This is a genomic window from Pseudomonas sp. PKS (assembly GCF_051913525.1).
Taxonomy (GTDB): Bacteria; Pseudomonadota; Gammaproteobacteria; order Pseudomonadales; family Pseudomonadaceae; genus Aquipseudomonas; species Aquipseudomonas guariconensis_D.
Genome location: NZ_JBEGDO010000003.1, coordinates 13335 through 33919 on the forward strand (window position 1 = coordinate 13335; position 20585 = coordinate 33919).

A 20585-nucleotide genomic window follows, 5' to 3' on the forward strand; every position below is an offset into this window, starting at 1 on the left:
CCCGAGCGATTTCCGACACCACGCCGGGTAGTCACAACACCAAAGGCTTGGACAACGCAGTCCACTCCTCCACCAAGAACGATCGCTGATCAGGCTCGCTCCGCGACGAGCGCCTGGCTCACCGAGGTACCTGGACATCGCCCGATGCCCAGGTACCTGGCGCCACCTTTCCCCTCATTCATCGCAGATTGCGATGAACCTACCGAAACACACCGTCAGTCCTGCGTTTGCCCCTCCGCTATGATGCGGACCGGGCGCCGAATAGCACTTACTGCCGGGAGATCAGGTCATGAAGCATCACCAGACGGGTATCGATTTCACTCAGCCAACGCAGCACCGCCCTCGCCTGGGCTTGATCGCGCTGGCGTCGGATGTGCTGGTCGAGCGCGACTTCTGGCGCATGGGCCTGGCAGCCGGGGTCGATATCGTGACCACGCGGATCGCGCAATCGATGCCACTGACCCCCACCACGCTCGCACGGCTCGAAGACGGCATCCCGGACGCCGTAGGTCTGCTGCTGCCTGAGGCACAGCTCGATGCGATCGTCTTCGCCTGTACCTCCGGCTCCGCGATCATCGGCCCTGCGAAAATCGCCAGGCAAATCGCTGCCCTGCGTCCCGGCGTGACGATCACCAATCCAGCGACCGCCGCCGTGGAAGCATTGAAATACCTGGGATGCAGCAAGATCGCGTTCATCGCGCCCTACACCGAGGATGTCGCCGAGATCACCAGCGGGGTGTTCGCCGACGCCGGTATCGGTTTTTCCGATCGTCTGTGCTTTGGCCTGACCAGCGACGTGCAGATCGCCACACCGGGGCTGGCGCATTATCGACGTGCCATCGCTGAGCTGGATATCGCCACCGCCGATGCAATTTTCCTCTCCTGCACCACCGCTGCCACGCTGGATTTGATCGCACCGCTGGAGGTGCAGACAGGACTGCCGGTGATCACCTCGAACCAGGCAGCCTTCTGGCATGCGCTGCACTGCATGGGCCGCACGCCCTCAATGACCGGCTTCGGCACGCTGCTTTCCTAGTTTCCATCGGCCTGCAAGGCCTCGCGCAGGGTCGCGAGCAACTGCTGCACGATGACAGGCGGCTCGCGGTGGGCGGTCTTGAACTGCCCATGCACGATAGGCAGCCTGGGCAACCGTGGATGATGCAGCTTCACAAGATCATCAGGGCAGTCTTCCTCGGGGATGGCGGCGATGGCCAGGCCACTGCGCACCGCCGTGCGAATGCCTTCGAGCGTGTTGCAGTCATACACCGAACGCCACGGCACACCCGCCTGGTCCAGCGCCGTGAAGGCCTCGCGAAAGTACAGGCAATGCCCCGAAATATGAGCCAGCGGCAGGACCTCGGCCTGGTCCAGGTCAAAACCCGGCAGGCCGATCCACACCAGCTGGGAGGGGCATAGATCTGCCACCTGTCCTTCCTGCAACGGCTCGCGCATCAGCGCGGCATCGAGGAAGCCGTCGGCGAGCGCCCGGCTGTGTTCATAGGACAACCCCGAAGTGACCTTGATGGTCACCTTCGGGCGCATGGCCATGAAGGCTTGCAGCACCGGCGCCAGGCGCGAGAACAGGTGGTATTCATCCGGCAGCCCCAGCTTGATCGTGCCGCCCATGCGCGCGGGGCAGAACTCCTCCTCGATCCGGTCGATGACCTGCAGCAAGGTGGTGACATGGGTGAGCAGCACGTCACCGGCCGTGGTCAACTGGCAACTGCGGGTTGTACGCCGGAAGAGCTGGGTCTGCAGGTAGTCCTCGAGCTTGGCGATATGCCCGCTGACCGTGGACTGGCTGGCATTGAGCAGACGCGCGGCCTCACTGAAGCTGCCCACCGAGGCCACTTTGTAGAAACTGCGCAGCAGGACGGTATCCATTGGAGTGTTTCCTCTACAGGCCTGAGGCCGTTGGGCGTCGGGTCAATCCAACACGCTAATTCATTGCGAAATGCGATCAAACTATCAGATAAATCCGTTACCGGCCAATAAGTGCTGCTGGGTATAGTGCCGACACATACCCATAAAAACTCCAGCAAAGGAGAAGCAGCATGAGTGACAAGCCAGGTGACCGTCCGGCATCCGCCACCGACGGCGAGATCGGCATCCTCGCCCGACGCCGTATCGAGGCCGGTGTCATCGCACCGATCTACCAGGAACTCTGCGCCCGCCTGGGCGAAGACATGGCCCAATCGATCATCGATGCCGCGATCCGCAAGGCCGCCGTCGAGGCCGGGCAGGCCTTCGCCGCCAAGACCCCGGGTGGCACCAGCCTGCGTACCTTCCAGGAGCTGCAGTCGCTGTGGACCCAGGACGATGCACTGATCATCGCCGTCGACACGGCCACCGACGAGCACTTCAACTACACCGTCCACCGCTGCCGCTATGCCGAGATGTACCGGGAAATGGGCCTGGGCCACATCGGGCATCTGTTGTCCTGCAACCGCGACTACATGTTCCCGCAAGGCTACGACCCGAACATCGAACTCGAACGCACCCAGACCTTGATGGAAGGCGCGCCCTGCTGCGACTTCAAGTACCGCTACGTGAAAAAACAGGACGGCCAGCAATGAGCGTATCGACCCGCAAGGTGCGCAAAGTGCACATCCAGCAAGACCGCCTCTGGGCGGACATGATGTCGACCGCCAGATTCGGCGCCTTCGGTGAAACCGGCATGCGTCGCCTGGCCCTCAGCGAGGAGGACCGTCAGGTTCGGGACTGGTTCGTGGCCGAGTGCCGTGCCCTGGGCTGCACGATCGACATCGACCGGATCGGCAACCTCTTCGCGACCTACCCCGGCCGTGACCCGAACCTGGCCCCCATCGCCATGGGCAGCCACCTGGACACGCAGCCTGCCGGCGGCCGCTTCGACGGCATCCTCGGGGTGCTGGCCGGTGTCGAGCTGCTGCGCGCATTGCAGGATGCCGGGGTGCGCCCTGCCCACCCGATCACTGTCATCGTCTGGACTAACGAAGAGGGTTCTCGCTTTGCCCCGGCCATGATGGGCTCGGGCGTGTATTGCGGCGCCCACTCGCTGGAAACCGTTGCCGCGACCTGCGACAAGTCTGGTGTTTCGGTGGCACAAGCCTTGGACACCATCGGCTATGCCGGTGACCGTGAGCCTGGCTTCATGCCGTTTGCCGCCTACCTGGAACTGCATATCGAGCAAGGGCCGGTACTGGAAGCGCAGAACCTGGAGATCGGTGTCGTCGAAGCGGTACAGGGGGTTTGCTGGCTGGACATCAAAGTGCCCGGCGTCGAAGCCCATGCCGGTGGCCGTCCCATGACGATGCGCGAGGACGCCCTGGTCGCGGCCTCCAAGATTGTGTTGGCGGTCGAGGCCGTGGCAGCCCGCCATGCCCCGGGTGTGGGCACGGTCGGCTACATCAGTGCCGGGCCCAATTCACGCAATGTCATACCGGGCTCGGTGTCGCTGGAGGTGGACCTGCGCCACCCCACCGATGCAGGGCTCACGGCGCTGGAGACCGAACTGACCGCCGAGGTCCGGCGCATCGCCCCCGAGGCGCAGGTGCACAGGGTCTGGCTCAAGCCGCCGGTCAGGTTCGACGCGCACATCGTCGATGTCGTGGCCGCCTGCACCGAGGCCCTGGGCTTTTCGGCACGGCGCATGGTTTCCGGCGCCGGTCACGACGCCGCGCACGTGGCTGGCCTGGCACCGAGCGCGATGATCTTCATTCCGTCGTACCTGGGGCTCTCGCACAACGTGCGCGAGTACTCCTCACCCGAGCAATGCGCCAATGGCGCCACGGTACTGCTCGATGCAGTGCTGGAGCTGGACGAACGCCTGTCGGCCGACGCCCCCAGCAACTGACGCACTGTCCCACGGCAATTGACTGCACCCCGGATGGCCCTCGAGGCTGTCCGCGCTGGGTCGTGGGCGCAATTCATAACGATCGGCGTAACTTGGAACTATTGATATGGGCACTGATACCACGCAATCCGTAGCTATCGATTGGTCACGCAACGCGGTCAGGTTGCTGGAGGGCGACGGTCATCGCTCGGCCGACACCCATCTGATCAAGCCGGCCTTCCCAGGCCTGGGCAAGCTCTCGGTCTACCTCAAGGACGAGAGTACCCACCCCACCGGCAGCCTGAAGCACCGCTTGGCCCGCTCGCTGTTTCTCTATGGGATCTGCAACGGACGGATCAACCAGGGCACCACCCTGGTCGAAGCCTCCTCCGGTTCCACGGCTGTGTCGGAAGCCTACTTCGCCAACCTGCTGGGCTTGCCATTCATTGCCGTGATGCCCAGAAGCACCAGCGAAGCGAAGATCGGCGCCATCCGGCGTTTCGGTGGGGTCTGCGAGTTCGTCGATCACCCCGGCGAGGTCTATCGCGTGGCCGCCGAGATCGCGGCACAAAAAGGCGGCTACTACCTGGACCAGTTCACCTACGCCGAACGGGCGACCGACTGGCGCGGCAACAACAACATCGCACAAAGCATATTCAACCAGATGGAGTGCGAGGAGCAATCGTGCCCAGCGTGGGTGGTGATGAGCGCCGGCACCGGCGGCACCTCGGCCACCCTCGGCCGCTACATCCGCTATCGCGGTTTCGACACCCGCCTGTGCGTCGTGGACGTGGAGAACTCCGCGTTCTGCGAAGCCTGGCAGACCGGGGATCTGTCAACGACCTGTGCACACCCTTCGCGGATCGAAGGCATCGGTCGCCCGCGGGTAGAGCCGTCGTTCATTCCGGGCGTGATCGACCGCATGTTCAAGGTGCCGGACGCCGCTTCGATCGCTGCCGCCCATGTGCTGTCGGAGCGGCTGTTCCGCCGCGTCGGCGGCTCGACCGGCACGAACTTCTTCGGGCTGCTGTGCATTGCCAGCGAAATGAAACGCCGGGGCGAAGAGGGCTCGCTGGTGACCTTGATCTGCGACAGCGGCGATCGCTACGCGGACACCTATTTCAACGCCCAATGGCTGGCGCGCAACAACCTCGACATCGCGCCCTGGTACGCGCGCATCGAAGCCTTCCTGGACGGCGCGACAGATCACTTGAGCACCGACTGATCGCACCACTGCAACGCACCTTTCCCACGACAACGGATATCGACATGATCACCCAGGTTTCCAGCACCCACGCCCCGCTTGCCATCGGCCCCTACTCCCAGGCCATCCGGATCGGCAACTTGTTGTTCGTTTCGGGACAGCTGCCCATCGTGCCGGCCACCGGCGAGTTCTGCTCCGATGACGTCGTCGCGCAGACGCGCCAGTGCCTGGAGAACATTGCCGCCATCGCGCAGGAGGCCGGCACCTCCTTGAAGAACACGGTCAAGACGACACTGCTGGTCACCGACCTGAGTGCGTTCGCCTTGGTCAATGGGGCCTATGCCGAATTCTTCTCGGCACCGTGCCCGGCGCGCGCCTGCTATGAGGTCAAGGCCCTGCCCAAAGGCGCTCAGGTCGAGATCGAGGCGGTGATCGCCATTCCCTAGCCCCACTGCCGGGGCCTGAGATCTTTGCTCCTCGCGGCCCCCGGTATCGCATCACCGCCCCCCTGATAGACCCAGCACGCGTCATGCAGGCGCCCGCCACAGCGGGGGACCGTCTGCGCACATCAATAATTACAACGAGAGATTGTGGAGGCTTTTATGGGTATGCCAATCGCTTCGGGTCCACGCGAAGCAAGCAGCACGTCCGGTCAACGTTCGCTGGATGAGGCGCGCCTGATGCCCATCCATGTCATCGCCGCGCTCGCCTGTCTGGGCGGCGCTGCGCTGGATGGCTACATCCTGGGAATCGTCGGCCCTGCGCTGGCGCTGGCCAAGAACGAACTGCTCCTGACCGCCATGAGCCAGGGCCTGATCGCCTGCAGTGCGTTGATCGGTGTATTCATCGGCGGGCTCGTATTCGGCAACTTCGCCGACCGTTACGGACGTCGACCGGTGTTCTCCTGGAACCTGGCGGCGTTCATTACCCTGTCGGTGTGCCAGTTCTTCGTGCAGGACATCTGGCAACTGGTGGTCATCCGCTTGCTCCTGGGGCTGGCGATCGGCGTCGAGTACGCCGTCGGTTCCACGGTCCTGGCCGAGTTTTCCCGACGCAAGAACCGCGGGGCCTTGCTCGGCTGCTTCACCATCGCCTGGCAGATCGGCTTTACCGCCGCCTTCATCATCGGCGCCTTCTACGACGGTGATAACTGGCGGATGCTGTTGGGTTCGAGCGTGATTCCAGCGGTCATCATCTACCTGCTTCGCCTGCTGCTGCCGGAAACACCGATGTGGCTCAAGGCACAGGGACGGGACGCCGAGGCTCGGGCCATCGTCGATCGGCACTTCGGCGCCGAATATGCGATTCCCGATGTCGATGTCAGCCCCAAAGGCGCCTCGCTGGGCGAACTGTTCAAGCGCGACACCTGGAAACACACCTTGTTCTCCGGCCTGTTCTGGTTCTGTCAGGTCGGCCCCTTCTTCGCCATCTTCACCTTCATGGTGCCGGTGCTGGAAACGCTGGGGCTGCAAGGCGATCACCGGGTCGACCTGTCGCTGAACGCCATTCAGATCGCCGGGGTGATCTTTGGGGTGTTCCTGGTGCACTGGATGAGCCGTCGCGGGTTCGTCATCTGGACCTTCGTCGCGGTGCTGGCGATCTTCCTGGCACTGGGCCTGTTTGCCCATGCGCCGACCTGGGTCGTCGTAGGCTTGTTCGCGACCTACATGTTCATCGGGCCTGCGATCAACAACATCCAGTTCGTGTATCCGCCTGAGATTTTCGACACCCATGTCCGCGCGACCGGGATCGGCTTCTCGGCGGCCTTCTCGCGGATATCGGCGGCAGGCGTGACCTACCTGCTGCCGTCGTTGCTGCAGGCGTTCGGCTTCTCGGCGACCTTGATCATGATGGCAGGCTTCCCGCTGCTGGGCCTGCTGGTGACGGTGGCCTGGGCGCCGGAGACCAAAGGCAAGGCATTGCGATAAAAGCTCAAGCGCGCTGGCGATGGACCTTGGGGCTGCTCTGAGCAGCCCCAAGCCTATTCACCGGTCAGTCACGCGCCTGGCGCTTGGCCCCCTTCTTGACGATGGCCTTCAACCGCGTCGCCGCACGCTGCACCGTCGCCATCTTCTCCGGCCGCTTCATGCCGCGCCATTTGCGGATCTCTTCGCGGGTTCTGCCACAGCCCACGCACAGCTCGCCATTGAGCTGGCAAAGCGAGACGCAGGGGTTGTCGATGTCTTTGGCCATGGGCTGCTCCGAAAGCGGGCGCGCATGATACTGCAAACACGCCGGCATTCGGCGTTCCCACCAGTGCACTTTTAAGACTCATCTTATGGGCCGCCTGGCCCTGTCATGGTCCCATTGCGAATCGATGACCCATCACCGTGACAGGCTCTGGATACCTGATGGAAAAGTACTTTGGCATTGCGCTTTGCAGCCTGTCTTCAGTGTTCAGCGGATTCACCGTTGCCTTGCCAGCGAACGTCACGCCCGAGCAGGAGCAGCAAATCGCTCGGGTGAGCGATCTCGGCCACCAACTGGCTGATGAGCTTGAGCAAAAGAAGGTACTTGTGGATGCACTGAATCACTTGGAGCAACAGGTGGCGAACCTGTTCACGGCCAACCAGCAGCTCTCGGATCGACAGACCGCGCTCGTGGATGCCCAGGCGAAAAGCGCGGCCATCAGCCACTTGAACGATGAGGCCTCGAACGATGCGCGCACCAGTTATGCCGTGGGCGCCTGGCCCTTCTCGCCTTGACAGCACCCACAAAATCCGCAAAATCGCCGCCCCTCATTTGGCGACTGGAAGTCTTCCCATGCAACGGATTGTGATACTCGGTAACGCCGGCAGCGGCAAATCGACATTGGCCCGGGCGCTGGGCAAACGCCTCGGCGCTTCCGTCGTGCACCTGGATACCTTGTTCTGGGAGCCAAACTGGGAAGAACCCGACGCCGACCAGTTTCGCGAACGGGTACGCCATGCCGTTGCCGCGCCCGCCTGGGTCTGCGAAGGCAACTATGCACGGCGCACCTTCGACCTGCGCCTGCCCCAAGCCGACCTGGTCATCTGGCTTGATACCCCGCGACTCACCTGCCTCGCCCGGGTGATCGTTCGCAGCCTGCTGGACAGGCCCCGGGCCGACCGGCCGGTTGGCTGCAAGGAACGCCTGGACAAAGCGTTTCTGGAGTTCTTGAAATTCGTCTGGCAGTTCGATTGCAGCTACCGCGCGGAGATTGAAGCCATCCGCCTGACTGTGGCGCCGCAGGTTCCAACCGTGCATCTGTGCGGCAAGACGCAGATCGACCGCTTCTTGGAAAGGCTCGACGACACGACCCTGCAGAGAGCGATGGACCCAACGCGACACGATCGTCCCTAGCCCTACTGCCAACCGATTGGCGAAAGCGCGTCAGGCTTCAATGCGACTGGGCTAGGCTGGGACTTAGCGTCCTGGCTCACCTACGCAAGGATTATCCTTGCATGAGCGCTTGGAGGGCATGGCCACCCTGACTCATCCCAGTGCGATCGTGCTTGCAGGGCTCAGGTTCGGCGCATTTGCCGTGCAATTGATAGTCGCTGCGGTGTGGTGCTGGGCCTTGATCAATCTGTATCTCCAGTGACCGTATCTGCCCAGCGCCAGCTCACACAAAAGGGTGATGGTGGCCCCCGCACAGCCATGGAAAAATAGCCAAGCACGGACGATATGAAGAATTGACACTCCAGGGGTGGAGTGACACGCCATGAGAGGTGGATCAAAACCGTCTGAAGCTGGAGTCCTGATTGACAACGGACTCGTTCAATCCCCAAGCCGAAAACCTGATCGTCGTTGGGCCAACAGGGATTGTCTTGTCGTGCTTTCTTGATCAAGGCATTTAGATTTCATCGAGCAATATTGCCGCTGTTGTCATTCGAAATCCGATATCCGTTCGATGGCAATATAAATGCCTTGAAAGTATTAAGTGGTTATACCTACTTAATGAACTACAGAAATTGACCTGCAGTGTTACGGTTCTTCTAGTTCCGAAGACCCGGTTTTATATAGCTGTTATGGCCTGGCGCCATTCGAGCCCGCAGGCCGCCCCACTCATGCCGTAAACGCTTGTGAAGTTGCAAGTTTCAACGTAGCGACTCTTGGACGTGCTGAATGCGTTATTTCAACGCAGGTCATCACGTGCCCGCGCCGAGGTTTTTTTAAAGAGAAAAAACGTACCCCCATAGTCACGATCGACTCAAATACCGCCAGTGCCTTGCCTCTGAACTTTCAGGAGTCAGTAATGAATATAACAACAAATGCGGCCGATACCTCCTCTCACCATTCACCGTCGCAAAGCACCGCTTCAAGTCGCTTCCGCCAGTCCATGAGCTTGACCGCCCTGGTGCTGTTCGGTCTGGCCTACATGGTGCCGCTGGCGGTGTTCACCACCTACGGACTGGTCACCCAAATGACCCAGGGGCATCTGCCCACTGCCTACATACTGACGCTCGTCGCCATGCTGTTCACCGCCTACAGCTATGGACGCATGGTCCAGGCCCACCCCTATTCCGGCTCGGTGTACACCTACACCCGCAAGGCCTTCGGCACCTACTTCGGCTTCATGGCCGGATGGACCTTGCTGCTTGACTACATCTTCCTGCCGCTGCTGAGCTACCTGTTGATCGGCATCTACATGTCCGAGTACTTCCCCGAGATCCCTGCCTGGGTCTGGGCGCTCGGCTCCATCGCCTTGGTGACCTTCCTCAACCTGATCGGCATCGAGTCCATCACCCGCGTCAACTGGGTGCTGATCGTTGCCCAGTTGGTGTTCATCGTTGTCTTCATCGCACTGTCGATCAGTCACCTGAACCAGCAATCCGGGCCTGTTTCGCTGCTGGCGCCCTTCCACCATGAAGGCTTCAGCGTGCCGCTGATCATGACCGGCGCGGCCGTACTTTGCCTGTCGTTCCTGGGCTTCGACGCGGTGTCGACCATGGCCGAGGAAACCCCCAACCCACAACGTCGCATCCCCCAGGCGATCATGGCGGTGACGATGATCGGTGGCCTGCTGTTTCTGGTGGTGTCCTGGTGCGCACAGATGGTGTTTCCGGAATGGAGCACCTTCCACGACCCCGACTCCGCGTCGGTGGACGTCATGCGCCGGGTGGGCGGTGAACTGCTGGTGAGCGCCTTCACAGCCACCTACGTGGCAGGTTGCTTCGCCTCGGCGATGGTGTCCCAGGCGAGCGTGTCACGGGTGCTGTTCGCCATGGGCCGGGACGGCGTGCTGCCGCGCGCATTTGGCCAACTGGTGTCCAAGAAGCGGGTGCCGGCCACGGCCATCATGGTGGTGAGCCTTCTGTCGCTGATTGCGCTATTCATCACCCTTGATACCGTCGCCAACATGATCAGCTTCGGTGCACTGTTCGCCTTCTCGGCGGTGAACCTGGCGGTGGTCAAGCACTACCTGGTCGGCCAGAAGCTGCGCGGCACCCGCAACTACCTGTTGTACGGCATGCTTCCTGGGCTGGGGTTCCTGAGCACGATCTGGCTGTGGACCAGCCTGTCGAGCATGTCGTTCATGATTGGCCTGGGGTGGATGGGGCTTGGATTCATTTGCCTGCTGGGGGTCACCCGGGCGTTTCGTGTCAAGCTGCCGGAACTGCAAATCGCGGCTGATTGACTCCGCAGGCGTTGAGGCACAGGGGCTATGGATGCCCCTTTGCCTTGCAGGGCTCGTGCCTCCGGCACGCTGCGTCTCGCCTTTCGCACAGGTCCAGACCCAAGGAAGCACTCATGCTGCTCAATCGCCTGTCCATCCAGTGGAAAATCACCCTGCTGGCTGGCTTGTGTCTGCTTACTATCGTCACCCTTCTGGTGGGCGCCTCTGAGTATCAGTCCCAGCGCAGTGCCGCGCTGGTGAAGGACGACAGCAGTCAGATGCTCGAGCAGGCAGCTCGCTCGCATTTGCATGCCCAGGCCGAACTGCAGGCCACCCGTATCCAGCGCTACTTCATGGACAGCTACCAGTATGGCAAGGGGGTCGCTCGACAAGTGCTGCTCCTGCAAGAGCAGATGGAAAAACACGCGCTCGATGCGCGCGAGGTACGCGAGGAATTGACACGCCAGGTGCGCACGAACCTGGAATCAAACCCCAAAATCCTCGGCCTGTATGTGGTGTTCGAGCCGAACGCCTGGGATGGCAAGGACGAACGTTTCGAGGGACTGACGCAGATCGGCAGCAATGAAAAGGGCCGATTTTCGCTGTATTGGGCGCAGCCTGCACCCGGCAGGCTCGAGTCTGAATCCATGACCGAAGCATTGCTCGCCAAGGACACCCCTGGGTCCAATGGCACACCCTACAATGCCTGGTACACCTGCCCACTGAAAACCGGACAGGTGTGCATGCTCGACCCCTACTTCGATCACGTCGGCGACCACCAGGTACTGATGACCAGTATCGTTTTCCCGCTGCAACGGGACGACAAGGTGGTCGGCGTCCTCGGAGTGGACATCAGCCTGGAGCGCTTGCAGCAATTGAGCCTGGCTGGCAATCGCAGACTCTTTGACGGCAGTGGCCATGTCAGCATCCTGAGCGCCTCGGGGCTGCTGGCCGGACACAGCCGCGACGCCAGCCTGCTTGGCAAGCCACTGCAGTCGGCCTTCCCGGCGTGGGCGGACGCGCTGACTGCCACCCTTCAGGCCGCCAAGGTCATGACGTTTGAACACGATGAGACGCTACGGGTCATGCAGCCCTTCAAGCCGCTCCCTGGGGGCGCCCCTTGGAGCGTGATACTGGAGGTTCCCGAAAAGGTCCTGCTAGCCCCGGCCCAAGCGCTGGAGGCCAAGCTTGATCAGCACAATCGGGTGGCCAGCCTCAGTGGCTTGCTGCTCGGCCTGGCCGCCTCCATTGCCGGTCTGCTGCTGATCTGGCTGACGGCCAGGGGCGTGACACGACCGATTCTCGGCGTGTCGCGCATGCTCATGGACATCGCCAGCGGCGAAGGTGACCTCACCCGCCGCCTGGACTACACCCGCCAGGACGAACTGGGCGAGTTGGCGGGAGGCTTCAACCGCTTCCTCGACAAGCTGCAACCGATCATTGCCGAGGTGAAACGCTCGGTGCAGGACGCCCGCAACACGGCAGACCAATGCGCCTTGGTCGCCCGCCAGACCAGCACCGGCATGCAGCATCAGTATCGCGAAGTGGACCAGGTGGCCGCCGCGTCCAACGAGATGAGTGCCAGCGCGCAGGAGGTCGCCCGCAGCGCCGCCCAGGCGGCCGATGCAGCCCGTGGTGCCGACCAGGCGACCCACGAGGGCCTAGGTGTGATCGGGAGGGCGACCCAGACCATCGAGCAACTGGCCCGCGAGATGGACACGGCCATGGGCGAGGTGCAGGCCTTGGCGAGCAGCAGCGAGCAAATCGGTTCGGTGCTGGACGTGATTCGCGCCATCGCCGAACAGACCAACCTGCTTGCGCTCAACGCCGCCATCGAGGCGGCACGTGCCGGCGAGGCCGGGCGTGGCTTCGCCGTGGTGGCTGACGAGGTGCGCAACCTGGCCAAGAGGACCCGGGACTCGGTAGAGCAAGTCCGTGAAGTGATCGACGGCCTGCAGCACGGCACCCGAGACGTGGTCGGGTCGATGCACAGCAGCCATCGCCAGGCGCAGGGCAGCGTGGAGCAAGTGGAACAGGCGGTGACTGCATTGCGGCGTATCGGCCAAGCAGTCAACGTGATCACCGACATGAATCTGCAGATCGCATCGGCTGCCGAGCAGCAGAGCGCGGTGGCCGAAGAGGTCAACCGCAATGTAGCGGTGATTCGCGATGTGACCGAGTCGCTCTCCGGTCAGGCAGAGGAGTCCGCTCGGATCAGCCAGGCCTTGAACCACCTGGCCAGTCACCAGCAGGGGCTGATGGCACAGTTCCGAACATAGGAAGCGCCGGCGGTGATCAGTGCGCGCCTAGCTCAATCTCTGCGCTTGATTCACTCGCCGCTTGCGCGGCCAGCTTCTCCCGCTCGGCCTTGCTGATGTACCTGGGCTTGTTGCTGCGCGGCGCGAGCTTGGCGCTGGCTTTCTTGGCATGGGCCTTGAGCAACTGCTTGATTTTTTTCTGACGGTTCATGGTTCACTCTGGCGGGGTCGCGTTGCGCCTATCATACCGTGGCGTAGCGCCGATCACTGAACCTGAATATCGAATGTGTAGGCCGCCGTCGTGCGATCGCCCGTGCCTGGCAGATCTCCAGGAGGTACGTCCCGCAAGCCCCCCGCTTCATTGACCGCTTGTATTGTTTGCAGGGCGACCTCGCGCGATCGCTCCGCGGCTTCCCAATGCCCCCAGGGTTGATTCCACATACAAAGACGCTTAAGTAAATCAATCTGATTTACAATGCTATTCCTTTGGCCGAGGCTCTCGTTTCGTGGATGCGCTGTCGCTTGCCTTTAAACACCTGACCGAGTGGGTGATCGCGCCCGTCACCGAGCAGTTTCTCGGCATATTCAACATGAACGGCCGATTCGGGGTCCTGTTCCTTTGCATCTCCTATGGCGTCGCCTATGGCCTGTTCCGCTTCAGAAAGCAGCACGGCCTGACCGACGCCCCTTCGTTCTGGCAATTCATCGGCGCTGGCCGAGTACATCTGCATCCCTCGGCGCTGCTGGATTACCGCTACTACTTCGTGCGAGCCGTCCTCAAAGTCGCGCTGGTGCTGCCTATCGTCAATTGGGTTGATCCCTACATCCTGCACTCAGGCGACTACCTGGCCTTTTTCATCAACCTCTGGGGCGAGCGCCCGCGCGTGGGTGAGAACCTCGGGCTCTCCCTGCTCTACGGGTTGGGGGTGTTCCTGGTCAAAGACTTCATTCATTACTGGGCGCATCGGGCGTTTCATTCCCGCTGGCTCTGGGCTTTTCACAAGGTTCATCATTCGGCGCCCGTGCTGGTACCCGTGACGGCGAGCCGGGTACATTTCGTGGAGAAGATCGTCGAAAAACTGAGCACCAGCCTATTCATCGGCCTCTACGCCGGTTGCTTCTGGTACGCCTGCGGCGGCGAGATCAGCCGCTACACCCTGTTCGGCGTGACCTACCTGGTGTTCATCTTCAATGGCCTGGCGGCCAACCTGCGCCATAGCCATGTCTGGCTGTCGTTCGGTCCGCAGCTTGAGCATGTATTGAACAGTCCGGCCCAGCACCAGATCCATCACAGTGACGCCCCCCGCCATTTCAACCGGAACTTCGGCACCAACCTGTCCCTCTGGGACTGGATGTTCGGCACGCTCTATGTCACCACGTCAAAGCCTGAAGACATCCGCTTCGGTACCGGAGAACAAGACCACCAGCGTTACCTGACGGTGTATAGCCTGGTGGTCACGCCCTTTACAGAGACAGCCCGCAAGCTTCTGGCGAAGCGCCCCTCGGCGAAGGACGAGGGCACGCGAAAGAACATGAACACGATACTCCCCACCCAAAGCCCTCAAGACGCCCAGGGGTAGGCGCCGAGGCCCGACAACGGCTACCGTAAGCCTTTTGCCAGCCATCGAGCCGCCCACCCATGACACGCACCCCCTCCCCGACCGACCGCGCCCACCTCGAGACCGAAGACGGCTATGTGGTGGTGCGCGGCGCGCGCGAACACAACCTCAAGGACGTGGAGGTTGCCATACCCCGCGATGCGCTGGTGGTGTTTTCCGGCGTTTCCGGCTCCGGCAAGTCATCGCTGGCCTTCGGCACCCTGTATGCCGAAGCGCAGCGCCGCTACTTCGAGTCCGTGGCGCCTTACGCCCGGCGACTGATCGACCAGGTGGGCGTGCCGGATGTCGACGCGATCGACGGATTGCCCCCGGCCGTGGCGCTGCAACAACAGCGCGGCGCGAGCAACGCCCGCTCCTCGGTCGGCAGCGTGACCAACCTGTCCAGCCTGGTGCGCATGCTGTACTCGCGCGCTGGCACCTACCCCAGCGGCCAGCCGATGCTGTATGCCGAGGACTTCTCGGCCAATACACCGCAAGGGGCCTGCCCGGCGTGCCATGGCCTGGGGCATGTCTATGAAGTCAGCGAGGCGAGCCTGGTCCCCGACCCAACCTTGAGCATCCGCGACCGGGCCATCGCCGCCTGGCCTCCGGCCTGGCATGGGCAGAACCTGCGCGACATCCTGGTCACCCTGGGCTACGACGTCGACAGGCCTTGGAAGGACCTGCCGCAGGAAGACCGCGACTGGATCCTGTTCACCGAGGAGGCGCCCACGGTGCCGGTCTATGCAGGCCTCACGCCCGCCGAAACCCGCACCGCCCTCAAACGCAAGCTCGAGCCCAGCTACATGGGCACGTTCACCGGTGCCCGGCGTTATGTGCTGCACACGTTCGCCAACACTCAGAGCGCGTTGATGCGCAAGCGTGTGTCGCGCTTCATGGAAGGTCGCCTCTGCCCAGCATGTAACGGCAAGCGCCTGAAGCCAGAGGCATTGTCGGTGACGTTCTGCGGGGTGGACATCGGCACCCTCGCACAGATGCCGCTGGACCAGGTCGTGGCCTTGCTCGAACCGGTCAGCCGAGGCCAGGTCGATGCCCAGGACACCCGCTCGAGCGAAAAACAGCTGGCCGCGCAGCGCTTGGCCGAAGGGGTGCTGGCGCGCCTGCACACCCTGCAACAGCTGGGCCTTGGCTACCTCACCCTGGAGCGCGCCACGCCGACACTGTCGACCGGCGAGCTTCAGCGACTGCGCCTGGCCACGCAACTGAGCGCCCTGTTGTTCGGCGTAGTCTATGTGCTCGACGAGCCTTCGGCCGGCCTGCACCCTTCCGACAGCCAGGCGCTTTACGACGCCCTCGACCGCCTGCGCGACGCCGGCAACTCAGTGTTCGTGGTCGAGCATGACCTGGAACTGATGCGCCGCGCCCAATGGCTGGTGGATGTCGGTCCCGATGCCGGCGAACGCGGCGGCCGCGTGCTCTACAGCGGTGCCCCGGAGGGCCTGCGCGAGGTGGCCGAGTCGCACACCGCCCGCTACCTGTTCGACCAACTGCCCGCCCCCCGCAGTCGCGCCCGCACACCCTCCGGCTGGCTGGAGCTGAACGCCATTCGACGCCACAACCTGCACGGCGTGGACGCGCGCGTGCCGCTGGGTGTGCTCACGGCGGTCACCGGTATCTCCGGCTCCGGCAAGTCGAGCCTGATCGCCCAGGCCCTGCCCGAGCTGATGCTGCTGCACCTGGGGCACGAACCTGAGGAGCAAGACAGCGACGCCAGCGCCGAAGGCCCGACGATCATCGAGCGCACCGGCGGTCACCTGGGCGGCGATGTGCAGGCCGTGCAACGGGTCGTACAGGTGGACCAAAAGCCGATCGGCCGCACGCCTCGCTCCAACCTGGCGACCTATACCGGGCTGTTCGACCCCGTGCGCAAACTGTTCGCCGCGACCGCCGAAGCCCGCAAGCGCCGCTACGACGCGGGGCGTTTCTCGTTCAACGTGGCCAAGGGGCGTTGCGACACCTGCGAAGGCGAAGGCTTTGTCAGCGTCGAGCTGCTGTTCATGCCCAGCGTCTATGCCCCTTGCCCCGCCTGTCACGGCGCCCGCTACAACGCGGACACCCTCGCGGTGCACTGGAATGGCCGCAACATCGCCGACGTGCTGCGCATGACCGTAGAAGAAGCCTGCGACTTCTTCGCCGACGAGCAAGCAGTATCGCGCTCGCTGCAGGTGCTGCGCGAGATCGGCCTGGGTTACCTGCGCCTGGGCCAGCCGGCCACCGAGCTGTCCGGCGGCGAGGCGCAGCGCATCAAGCTGGCCACCGAGCTGCAGCGCAGCCAGCGTGGCCGCACGCTGTACGTGCTCGACGAGCCGACCACCGGCCTGCATGTGGCCGATGCCGACCGGCTGATGGCGCAGTTGCAACAGCTGGTCGATGCTGGCAACAGCGTGGTGATGATCGAGCACGACATGCGCATGGTGGCCCAGGCCGACTGGGTGATCGACATTGGACCTGGGGCGGGCCAGGCCGGGGGCCGGGTCGTCGCGACCGGCACCGCCGCCGAGGTTGCCCAGGCTCAGGGCAGCCGCACCGCGCCCTATCTCGCACAGGCGTTGGCCCGCGGGCACGCCTGAGGGCGTTGCGGGCAAACGCGCGCCTACAGGGTACGTGCTCACATCGCTTTCATTTCGCCAATGTCACGCGCCACCTGGTCGGCAGAGTGGTCGAACATCGTTTGCTCCTGCGCATCCAGGGGCAGTTCGATCACCCGCGTCAGCCCTTGTTCTCCCAGCACGCAAGGCACCCCCATGGCAATGTCCCTGCGCCCGTACTCGCCTTCGAGGATCGCGACCGCCGGCAGAATGCGGTTTCGCCTGTTGGCAATCGCATCCACCATCTGGGCGATTGCCACGCCCGGTGCGTCGCAGGCGCTCCCCACCTTCTTCAGGCCCAGGATCTCGCCGCCCCCCTGACGCGTGCGCTGCACGATCCGCTCGATCTGCTCAGTGGACAAGAAGTGCGAAAGCGGCACCGAGCCGACGGTGCAGTAGCGCATCAGCGGCACCATGCTATCGCCATGCCCTCCCAGCACCAGCGCCGCGATATCCCGGGCAGAAAAGCCTGTCTGCTCGGCAATGAAGCACTTCATCCGCGCGGTATCCAGCACCCCGGCCTGCCCGAACACCTTGTCGCGGCCCAGCTCACTGAGGCTCCAGGCCCGGTAGGTGAGCACATCGACCGGGTTCGACACCACCAGTACGATCGCCGACGGGGCATGCCGGTTGATGTCCCGCATGATGCCGTCGAGTATCGGCAGGTTGATGCTCAGTACATCCTGACGCGACTGGCCCGGCTTGCGCGGCACGCCCGCGGTGATCACCACCAGGTCGGAACCCTGCAGTAACTGGGCATCGCCCCCTCCGTAGACCCGGGTATCGGAACCGGACTCGACGGCTGCCTGCCAGACATCCAGTGCCTTGCCCTGCGCCATGTCCCCCTGCACATCGATCAACGTCAATTCACGGCAGAACTCCTCCCGGGCGATGATCTGCGCCGCCGCCTCACCCACCATACCGGCACCCACTATGGATAATTTGTTCACCTCACACCTCCTCGCGGCCTGCGCCACCAGCCAGACGCCGCCGATACCAGCAGTATCGGCCCTGCCGAAGGCCTCGCAGTGCTTTCACGACGCAAGGCCGCATGGGGGGTGGTCGATAGCGGGAGTGAAGCTCGAGTCAGGTCAAGGTTTTGCTTGGCGGTTTCCGGCGCCGCTACATCTGGCGTCGGCCTACTTGAACAAGGCCACACGATCGAGTTTGATGAGCCGAGCGCAGCGTGCCGCTCCCGGCCTCTGCCCCGCGAGGAGCCTGACATGACCGACCCGATCTATCTGGAGGACCTGGCCGTAGGTGATACCTTCACCAGCGGCGAGCACTGCCTGGATGCCGAACAGATCATCCGCTTTGCCCGTGAGTACGATCCGCAGCCGTTTCACCTGGACGAAAGCCTCGCCAAGGACACGTTCTTCGAAGGGTTGGCCGCCAGCGGCTGGCAGACCAGTGCGCTGACCATGAAGCTGTTGGTGAGCAGCCTGCCCCTGGCCCGCGGCGTGATCGGTGCCACTGCCGAGGTTTCCTGGCCACAGCCGACCCGAGCGGGCGACCGGCTGCGTGTACAGAGCACGATCGTGAGCATCACCCCCTCGCGCACCCGGCGCGACCGCGGCATGGTGGTGGTCGAATGCATCACGTCCAACCAGCGGGGCGAAACCTTGCAGCGCATGACGAGCAAAGTGCTGTGCTTTACCCGAGAGGCCTAGGCGCCCTGCCGGGGTCAGTAGCGGATGAGTTGTTCGGCGGTGATCATGCCGCTGGCCCGCTCGGAGTCCTTGATCGCTGCAGGCATTGCGCCTGAGCGCTGAGCGTTGCGGGCCGCCGTTATCAGCTGAAGATTGCGAGCGTACAGCGCACGATTGGCGCCCACACGAACGTTGGAGCGGGCCGCCAGCGTCTCGGCCTGCTGGTATTGCCCCTGCTGCAGGCGCAACACACCCAGGTAATGCAAGGTGGCGGGATTGTTCGGCTGAATGTGCAGCGCGCGCTCCAATGTCGCCGCCGCCTGGTCCAGATGACCGTCTGCATATTGCTGCGAGGCGGCTTCGATCAACGCGGTGGAGGCGTTGTTGCTACGGGCTTGAGTGGCACGGCCGCCAGCCATGGCACACTGGGATACGATCACCGTCAGACACAGGCATAAAGCCAACCATACAGGCGTGCTTGGCATCGGAAACGAACTCGACAAGACCAGGTGGACTGCCACGCGATGGGCAGGTTTGCAGCCGTCCAGGTTGGCTGGGCCCTTGCTCGAAAGGCAGGGATGCTATCGACCGGGCCCGCCGCTTGAAGTTCCGCGTTGCCCGGTCCGATTCGCCGCCTTCGCCTCATCCCAAGGCTCGCCTCAGCCATGCTGAGGTACAACAGTGCGCTGACCATTTCTTTCGGCGCATTGTCCAGTCCAACATCGGACATCGGCCCTCAGGCCCCTGCCCCCGGACAGGACCAATCGGCCAATTCCGATGGAAAGCCTGCCGTCTGCCAACAACCTGGCTGCATCCTGGGATCCAAAGGCGTTATGGTTAGCACCATCCCCACGTCAATTGCCATGGAGGCAGTCATGACCACCCTCTTTCGCGCCAGCCTGCTGCTCTTGATCGTCGGCATGATCCTGGGCGACATCGTGCTTGCCAGCGTTGGCTTGTGCGGTGTGTGTGGCATTGCCGTGCATGGCACGATTCAGCAGGATGCACGGGCAGAGCCGCCCGCCGAATCGGACTTCATTGCATAGCTGGCGCGTGGCCATACCTGGGCGCCGATCATCTACACTGCTCGTTGTCGCCGGGCAGTGACTTGCCCTGCGCTTTTCCCGGACGACAGCACCACGGTTGTCAAGGATCGGTACTCAATAGGCCTTAGCAGTGGCGAAACCCAGGATGCTCGAAACCGTCGTGTGGCGTCTCGGCCTCGCCGTCCTGCTGGCGCTTGTGCTGCTGGGCAGCCTACGCGCCGATTGGGATTTCTCGCAGATCAGCCGACGGGCCCAGGCCCTCTATGGCCCTCTAGGCCCAGGCCAGGCGCGCATCGATGCCTGGCAGCAGTTGCTCGCCACCCAGCAACAAGGCAGCGAGCTGGAACGGCTGCGGCAGGTCAATCTCTTCTTCAACCAGCAGTTGCGCTACGTCGAAGACATCGACCTGTGGCGCGACGTCGATTACTGGGCTACCCCGATCCAGTCACTGATCAAGGGCGCAGGCGATTGCGAGGACTACGCTATCGCCAAGTACTTCAGCCTGCGGCGCATGGGCATACCCAGCGAGAAGCTGCGCATCACCTACGTCAAAGCCCTGCGCCAGAACAGGGCGCACATGGTCCTGACCTATTATTCGACCCCACAGGCCCAACCGCTGGTGCTCGACAGCCTGATGGACGCGATCAAGCCGGCGGGCGAGCGCACCGACCTGTTGCCGGTCTACGCCTTCAACGGTGAAGGCCTCTGGCTGACCGGCGCCTCGGGGAACAAGAAAGTCGGCGATACCAAACGGCTGTCGCGCTGGCAGGACGTGCTGAAAAAGATGCAGGCCGAAGGCTTCCCGGCCGAACCGGTCTACTAAGGA

General features: G+C 63.1%; 19 protein-coding genes and 2 pseudogenes. 16 read left to right on the top strand and 5 right to left on the bottom strand.

The window, feature by feature from the left end:
• Positions 1-289 precede the first annotated feature (289 nt).
• Positions 290-1036: a maleate cis-trans isomerase family protein gene (locus ABOA88_RS04105; protein ID WP_367850957.1), complete on the top strand. Its 747-nt coding sequence runs from the start codon at positions 290-292 to the stop codon at positions 1034-1036.
• Here ABOA88_RS04105 and ABOA88_RS04110 read toward each other — a convergent pair.
• Positions 1033-1884, bottom strand: coding sequence for a LysR family transcriptional regulator (locus ABOA88_RS04110; protein WP_196168571.1), 852 nt, complete (start codon positions 1882-1884; stop codon positions 1033-1035). The genes ABOA88_RS04105 and ABOA88_RS04110 overlap by 4 nt on opposite strands.
• Positions 1885-2054: 170 nt before the next feature.
• Between ABOA88_RS04110 and ABOA88_RS04115 the strand changes: the two genes are divergently transcribed.
• The 5 genes from ABOA88_RS04115 (at position 2055) to ABOA88_RS04135 (ending at position 6946) form a co-directional block, all read left to right on the top strand.
• On the top strand, positions 2055-2576 hold the full coding sequence (locus ABOA88_RS04115) for an L-2-amino-thiazoline-4-carboxylic acid hydrolase (protein WP_043207015.1): 522 nt from the start codon (positions 2055-2057) through the stop codon (positions 2574-2576).
• Positions 2573-3835: a hydantoinase/carbamoylase family amidase gene (locus ABOA88_RS04120; protein ID WP_367850958.1), complete on the top strand. Its 1263-nt coding sequence runs from the start codon at positions 2573-2575 to the stop codon at positions 3833-3835. The genes ABOA88_RS04115 and ABOA88_RS04120 overlap by 4 nt, the downstream gene beginning before the upstream one ends.
• A gap of 106 nt (positions 3836-3941) precedes the next feature.
• Positions 3942-5039 carry a PLP-dependent cysteine synthase family protein gene (locus tag ABOA88_RS04125; RefSeq protein ID WP_367850959.1) on the top strand — a complete coding sequence of 366 codons (1098 nt, stop codon included), beginning with the start codon at positions 3942-3944 and terminating at the stop codon, positions 5037-5039.
• A gap of 44 nt (positions 5040-5083) precedes the next feature.
• Positions 5084-5464: a RidA family protein gene (locus ABOA88_RS04130; protein WP_196168574.1), complete on the top strand. Its 381-nt coding sequence runs from the start codon at positions 5084-5086 to the stop codon at positions 5462-5464.
• Between the two features lie 156 nt (positions 5465-5620).
• Positions 5621-6946: an MFS transporter gene (locus ABOA88_RS04135; protein WP_196168575.1), complete on the top strand. Its 1326-nt coding sequence runs from the start codon at positions 5621-5623 to the stop codon at positions 6944-6946.
• Positions 6947-7010: 64 nt separating this feature from the next.
• Here ABOA88_RS04135 and ABOA88_RS04140 read toward each other — a convergent pair whose 3' ends face one another.
• Entirely contained in the window at positions 7011-7211 is a 201-nt protein-coding gene (locus ABOA88_RS04140; protein WP_367850960.1) for a DUF1289 domain-containing protein, read from the bottom strand.
• Between the two features lie 158 nt (positions 7212-7369).
• Between ABOA88_RS04140 and ABOA88_RS04145 the strand changes: the two genes are divergently transcribed.
• The 5 genes and pseudogenes from ABOA88_RS04145 to ABOA88_RS04165 all read left to right on the top strand — a co-directional run.
• The gene (locus tag ABOA88_RS04145) at positions 7370-7723 is read left to right on the top strand and encodes a hypothetical protein (RefSeq protein ID WP_367850961.1); all 354 of its coding nucleotides are present in this window, start codon (positions 7370-7372) and stop codon (positions 7721-7723) included.
• A 58-nt stretch (positions 7724-7781) separates the two neighbouring features.
• Positions 7782-8342 carry an AAA family ATPase gene (locus ABOA88_RS04150; protein WP_367850962.1) on the top strand — a complete coding sequence of 187 codons (561 nt, stop codon included), beginning with the start codon at positions 7782-7784 and terminating at the stop codon, positions 8340-8342.
• Between the two features lie 895 nt (positions 8343-9237).
• Positions 9238-10620 (top strand): APC family permease, encoded by a 1383-nt coding sequence (locus tag ABOA88_RS04155; protein WP_196168578.1) that lies wholly within the window; start codon positions 9238-9240, stop codon positions 10618-10620.
• A 392-nt stretch (positions 10621-11012) separates the two neighbouring features.
• Positions 11013-12020 (top strand): annotated as a pseudogene (locus tag ABOA88_RS04160) (PDC sensor domain-containing protein); the annotation flags it as partial.
• A gap of 318 nt (positions 12021-12338) precedes the next feature.
• Positions 12339-12878 (top strand): annotated as a pseudogene (locus ABOA88_RS04165) (methyl-accepting chemotaxis protein); the annotation flags it as partial.
• A gap of 16 nt (positions 12879-12894) precedes the next feature.
• Here ABOA88_RS04165 and ABOA88_RS04170 read toward each other — a convergent pair.
• Entirely contained in the window at positions 12895-13068 is a 174-nt protein-coding gene (locus ABOA88_RS04170; protein ID WP_196168580.1) for a DUF2986 domain-containing protein, read from the bottom strand.
• A 295-nt stretch (positions 13069-13363) separates the two neighbouring features.
• Between ABOA88_RS04170 and ABOA88_RS04175 the strand changes: the two genes are divergently transcribed.
• The gene (locus ABOA88_RS04175) at positions 13364-14437 is read left to right on the top strand and encodes a sterol desaturase family protein (protein WP_367850965.1); all 1074 of its coding nucleotides are present in this window, start codon (positions 13364-13366) and stop codon (positions 14435-14437) included.
• Between the two features lie 59 nt (positions 14438-14496).
• A complete protein-coding gene (locus ABOA88_RS04180; protein WP_367850966.1) occupies positions 14497-17046 on the top strand; it encodes an excinuclease ABC subunit A in 2550 nt (849 codons plus the stop codon).
• Between the two features lie 38 nt (positions 17047-17084).
• Here the strand turns inward: ABOA88_RS04180 and ABOA88_RS04185 are convergent, their stop codons facing one another.
• Complete coding sequence (locus ABOA88_RS04185) at positions 17085-18014, bottom strand: malate dehydrogenase (protein ID WP_196168583.1); 930 nt, start codon at positions 18012-18014, stop codon at positions 17085-17087.
• A gap of 273 nt (positions 18015-18287) precedes the next feature.
• Here ABOA88_RS04185 and ABOA88_RS04190 point away from each other — a divergent pair, with 273 nt between their 5' ends.
• Positions 18288-18734, top strand: a complete 447-nt coding sequence (locus ABOA88_RS04190; RefSeq protein WP_367850967.1) for a MaoC family dehydratase — start codon at positions 18288-18290, stop codon at positions 18732-18734.
• A gap of 14 nt (positions 18735-18748) precedes the next feature.
• Here ABOA88_RS04190 and ABOA88_RS04195 read toward each other — a convergent pair whose 3' ends face one another.
• Positions 18749-19153, bottom strand: coding sequence for a tetratricopeptide repeat protein (locus ABOA88_RS04195; protein WP_367850968.1), 405 nt, complete (start codon positions 19151-19153; stop codon positions 18749-18751).
• A gap of 435 nt (positions 19154-19588) precedes the next feature.
• Here ABOA88_RS04195 and ABOA88_RS04200 point away from each other — a divergent pair, with 435 nt between their 5' ends.
• Both ABOA88_RS04200 and lapG read left to right on the top strand, forming a co-directional pair.
• Entirely contained in the window at positions 19589-19759 is a 171-nt protein-coding gene (locus tag ABOA88_RS04200; protein WP_167358089.1) for a hypothetical protein, read from the top strand.
• Positions 19760-19904: 145 nt separating this feature from the next.
• Positions 19905-20582: a cysteine protease LapG gene (lapG, locus tag ABOA88_RS04205; RefSeq protein ID WP_139146797.1), complete on the top strand. Its 678-nt coding sequence runs from the start codon at positions 19905-19907 to the stop codon at positions 20580-20582.
• The last annotated feature ends 3 nt before the right edge of the window (positions 20583-20585 follow it).

Excerpts from the sequence above, each read along its gene's own strand:
- ABOA88_RS04105 (WP_367850957.1), top strand. The coding sequence starts at position 290 with ATGAAGCATCACCAGACGGGTATCGATTTCACTCAGCCAACGCAGCAC.
- ABOA88_RS04110 (WP_196168571.1), bottom strand. The coding sequence starts at position 1,884 with ATGGATACCGTCCTGCTGCGCAGTTTCTACAAAGTGGCCTCGGTGGGC.
- ABOA88_RS04115 (WP_043207015.1), top strand. The coding sequence starts at position 2,055 with ATGAGTGACAAGCCAGGTGACCGTCCGGCATCCGCCACCGACGGCGAG.
- ABOA88_RS04120 (WP_367850958.1), top strand. The coding sequence starts at position 2,573 with ATGAGCGTATCGACCCGCAAGGTGCGCAAAGTGCACATCCAGCAAGAC.
- ABOA88_RS04125 (WP_367850959.1), top strand. The coding sequence starts at position 3,942 with ATGGGCACTGATACCACGCAATCCGTAGCTATCGATTGGTCACGCAAC.
- ABOA88_RS04130 (WP_196168574.1), top strand. The coding sequence starts at position 5,084 with ATGATCACCCAGGTTTCCAGCACCCACGCCCCGCTTGCCATCGGCCCC.
- ABOA88_RS04135 (WP_196168575.1), top strand. The coding sequence starts at position 5,621 with ATGGGTATGCCAATCGCTTCGGGTCCACGCGAAGCAAGCAGCACGTCC.
- ABOA88_RS04140 (WP_367850960.1), bottom strand. The coding sequence starts at position 7,211 with ATGGCCAAAGACATCGACAACCCCTGCGTCTCGCTTTGCCAGCTCAAT.
- ABOA88_RS04145 (WP_367850961.1), top strand. The coding sequence starts at position 7,370 with ATGGAAAAGTACTTTGGCATTGCGCTTTGCAGCCTGTCTTCAGTGTTC.
- ABOA88_RS04150 (WP_367850962.1), top strand. The coding sequence starts at position 7,782 with ATGCAACGGATTGTGATACTCGGTAACGCCGGCAGCGGCAAATCGACA.
- ABOA88_RS04155 (WP_196168578.1), top strand. The coding sequence starts at position 9,238 with ATGAATATAACAACAAATGCGGCCGATACCTCCTCTCACCATTCACCG.
- ABOA88_RS04170 (WP_196168580.1), bottom strand. The coding sequence starts at position 13,068 with ATGAACCGTCAGAAAAAAATCAAGCAGTTGCTCAAGGCCCATGCCAAG.
- ABOA88_RS04180 (WP_367850966.1), top strand. The coding sequence starts at position 14,497 with ATGACACGCACCCCCTCCCCGACCGACCGCGCCCACCTCGAGACCGAA.
- ABOA88_RS04190 (WP_367850967.1), top strand. The coding sequence starts at position 18,288 with ATGACCGACCCGATCTATCTGGAGGACCTGGCCGTAGGTGATACCTTC.
- ABOA88_RS04200 (WP_167358089.1), top strand. The coding sequence starts at position 19,589 with ATGACCACCCTCTTTCGCGCCAGCCTGCTGCTCTTGATCGTCGGCATG.
- lapG (WP_139146797.1), top strand. The coding sequence starts at position 19,905 with ATGCTCGAAACCGTCGTGTGGCGTCTCGGCCTCGCCGTCCTGCTGGCG.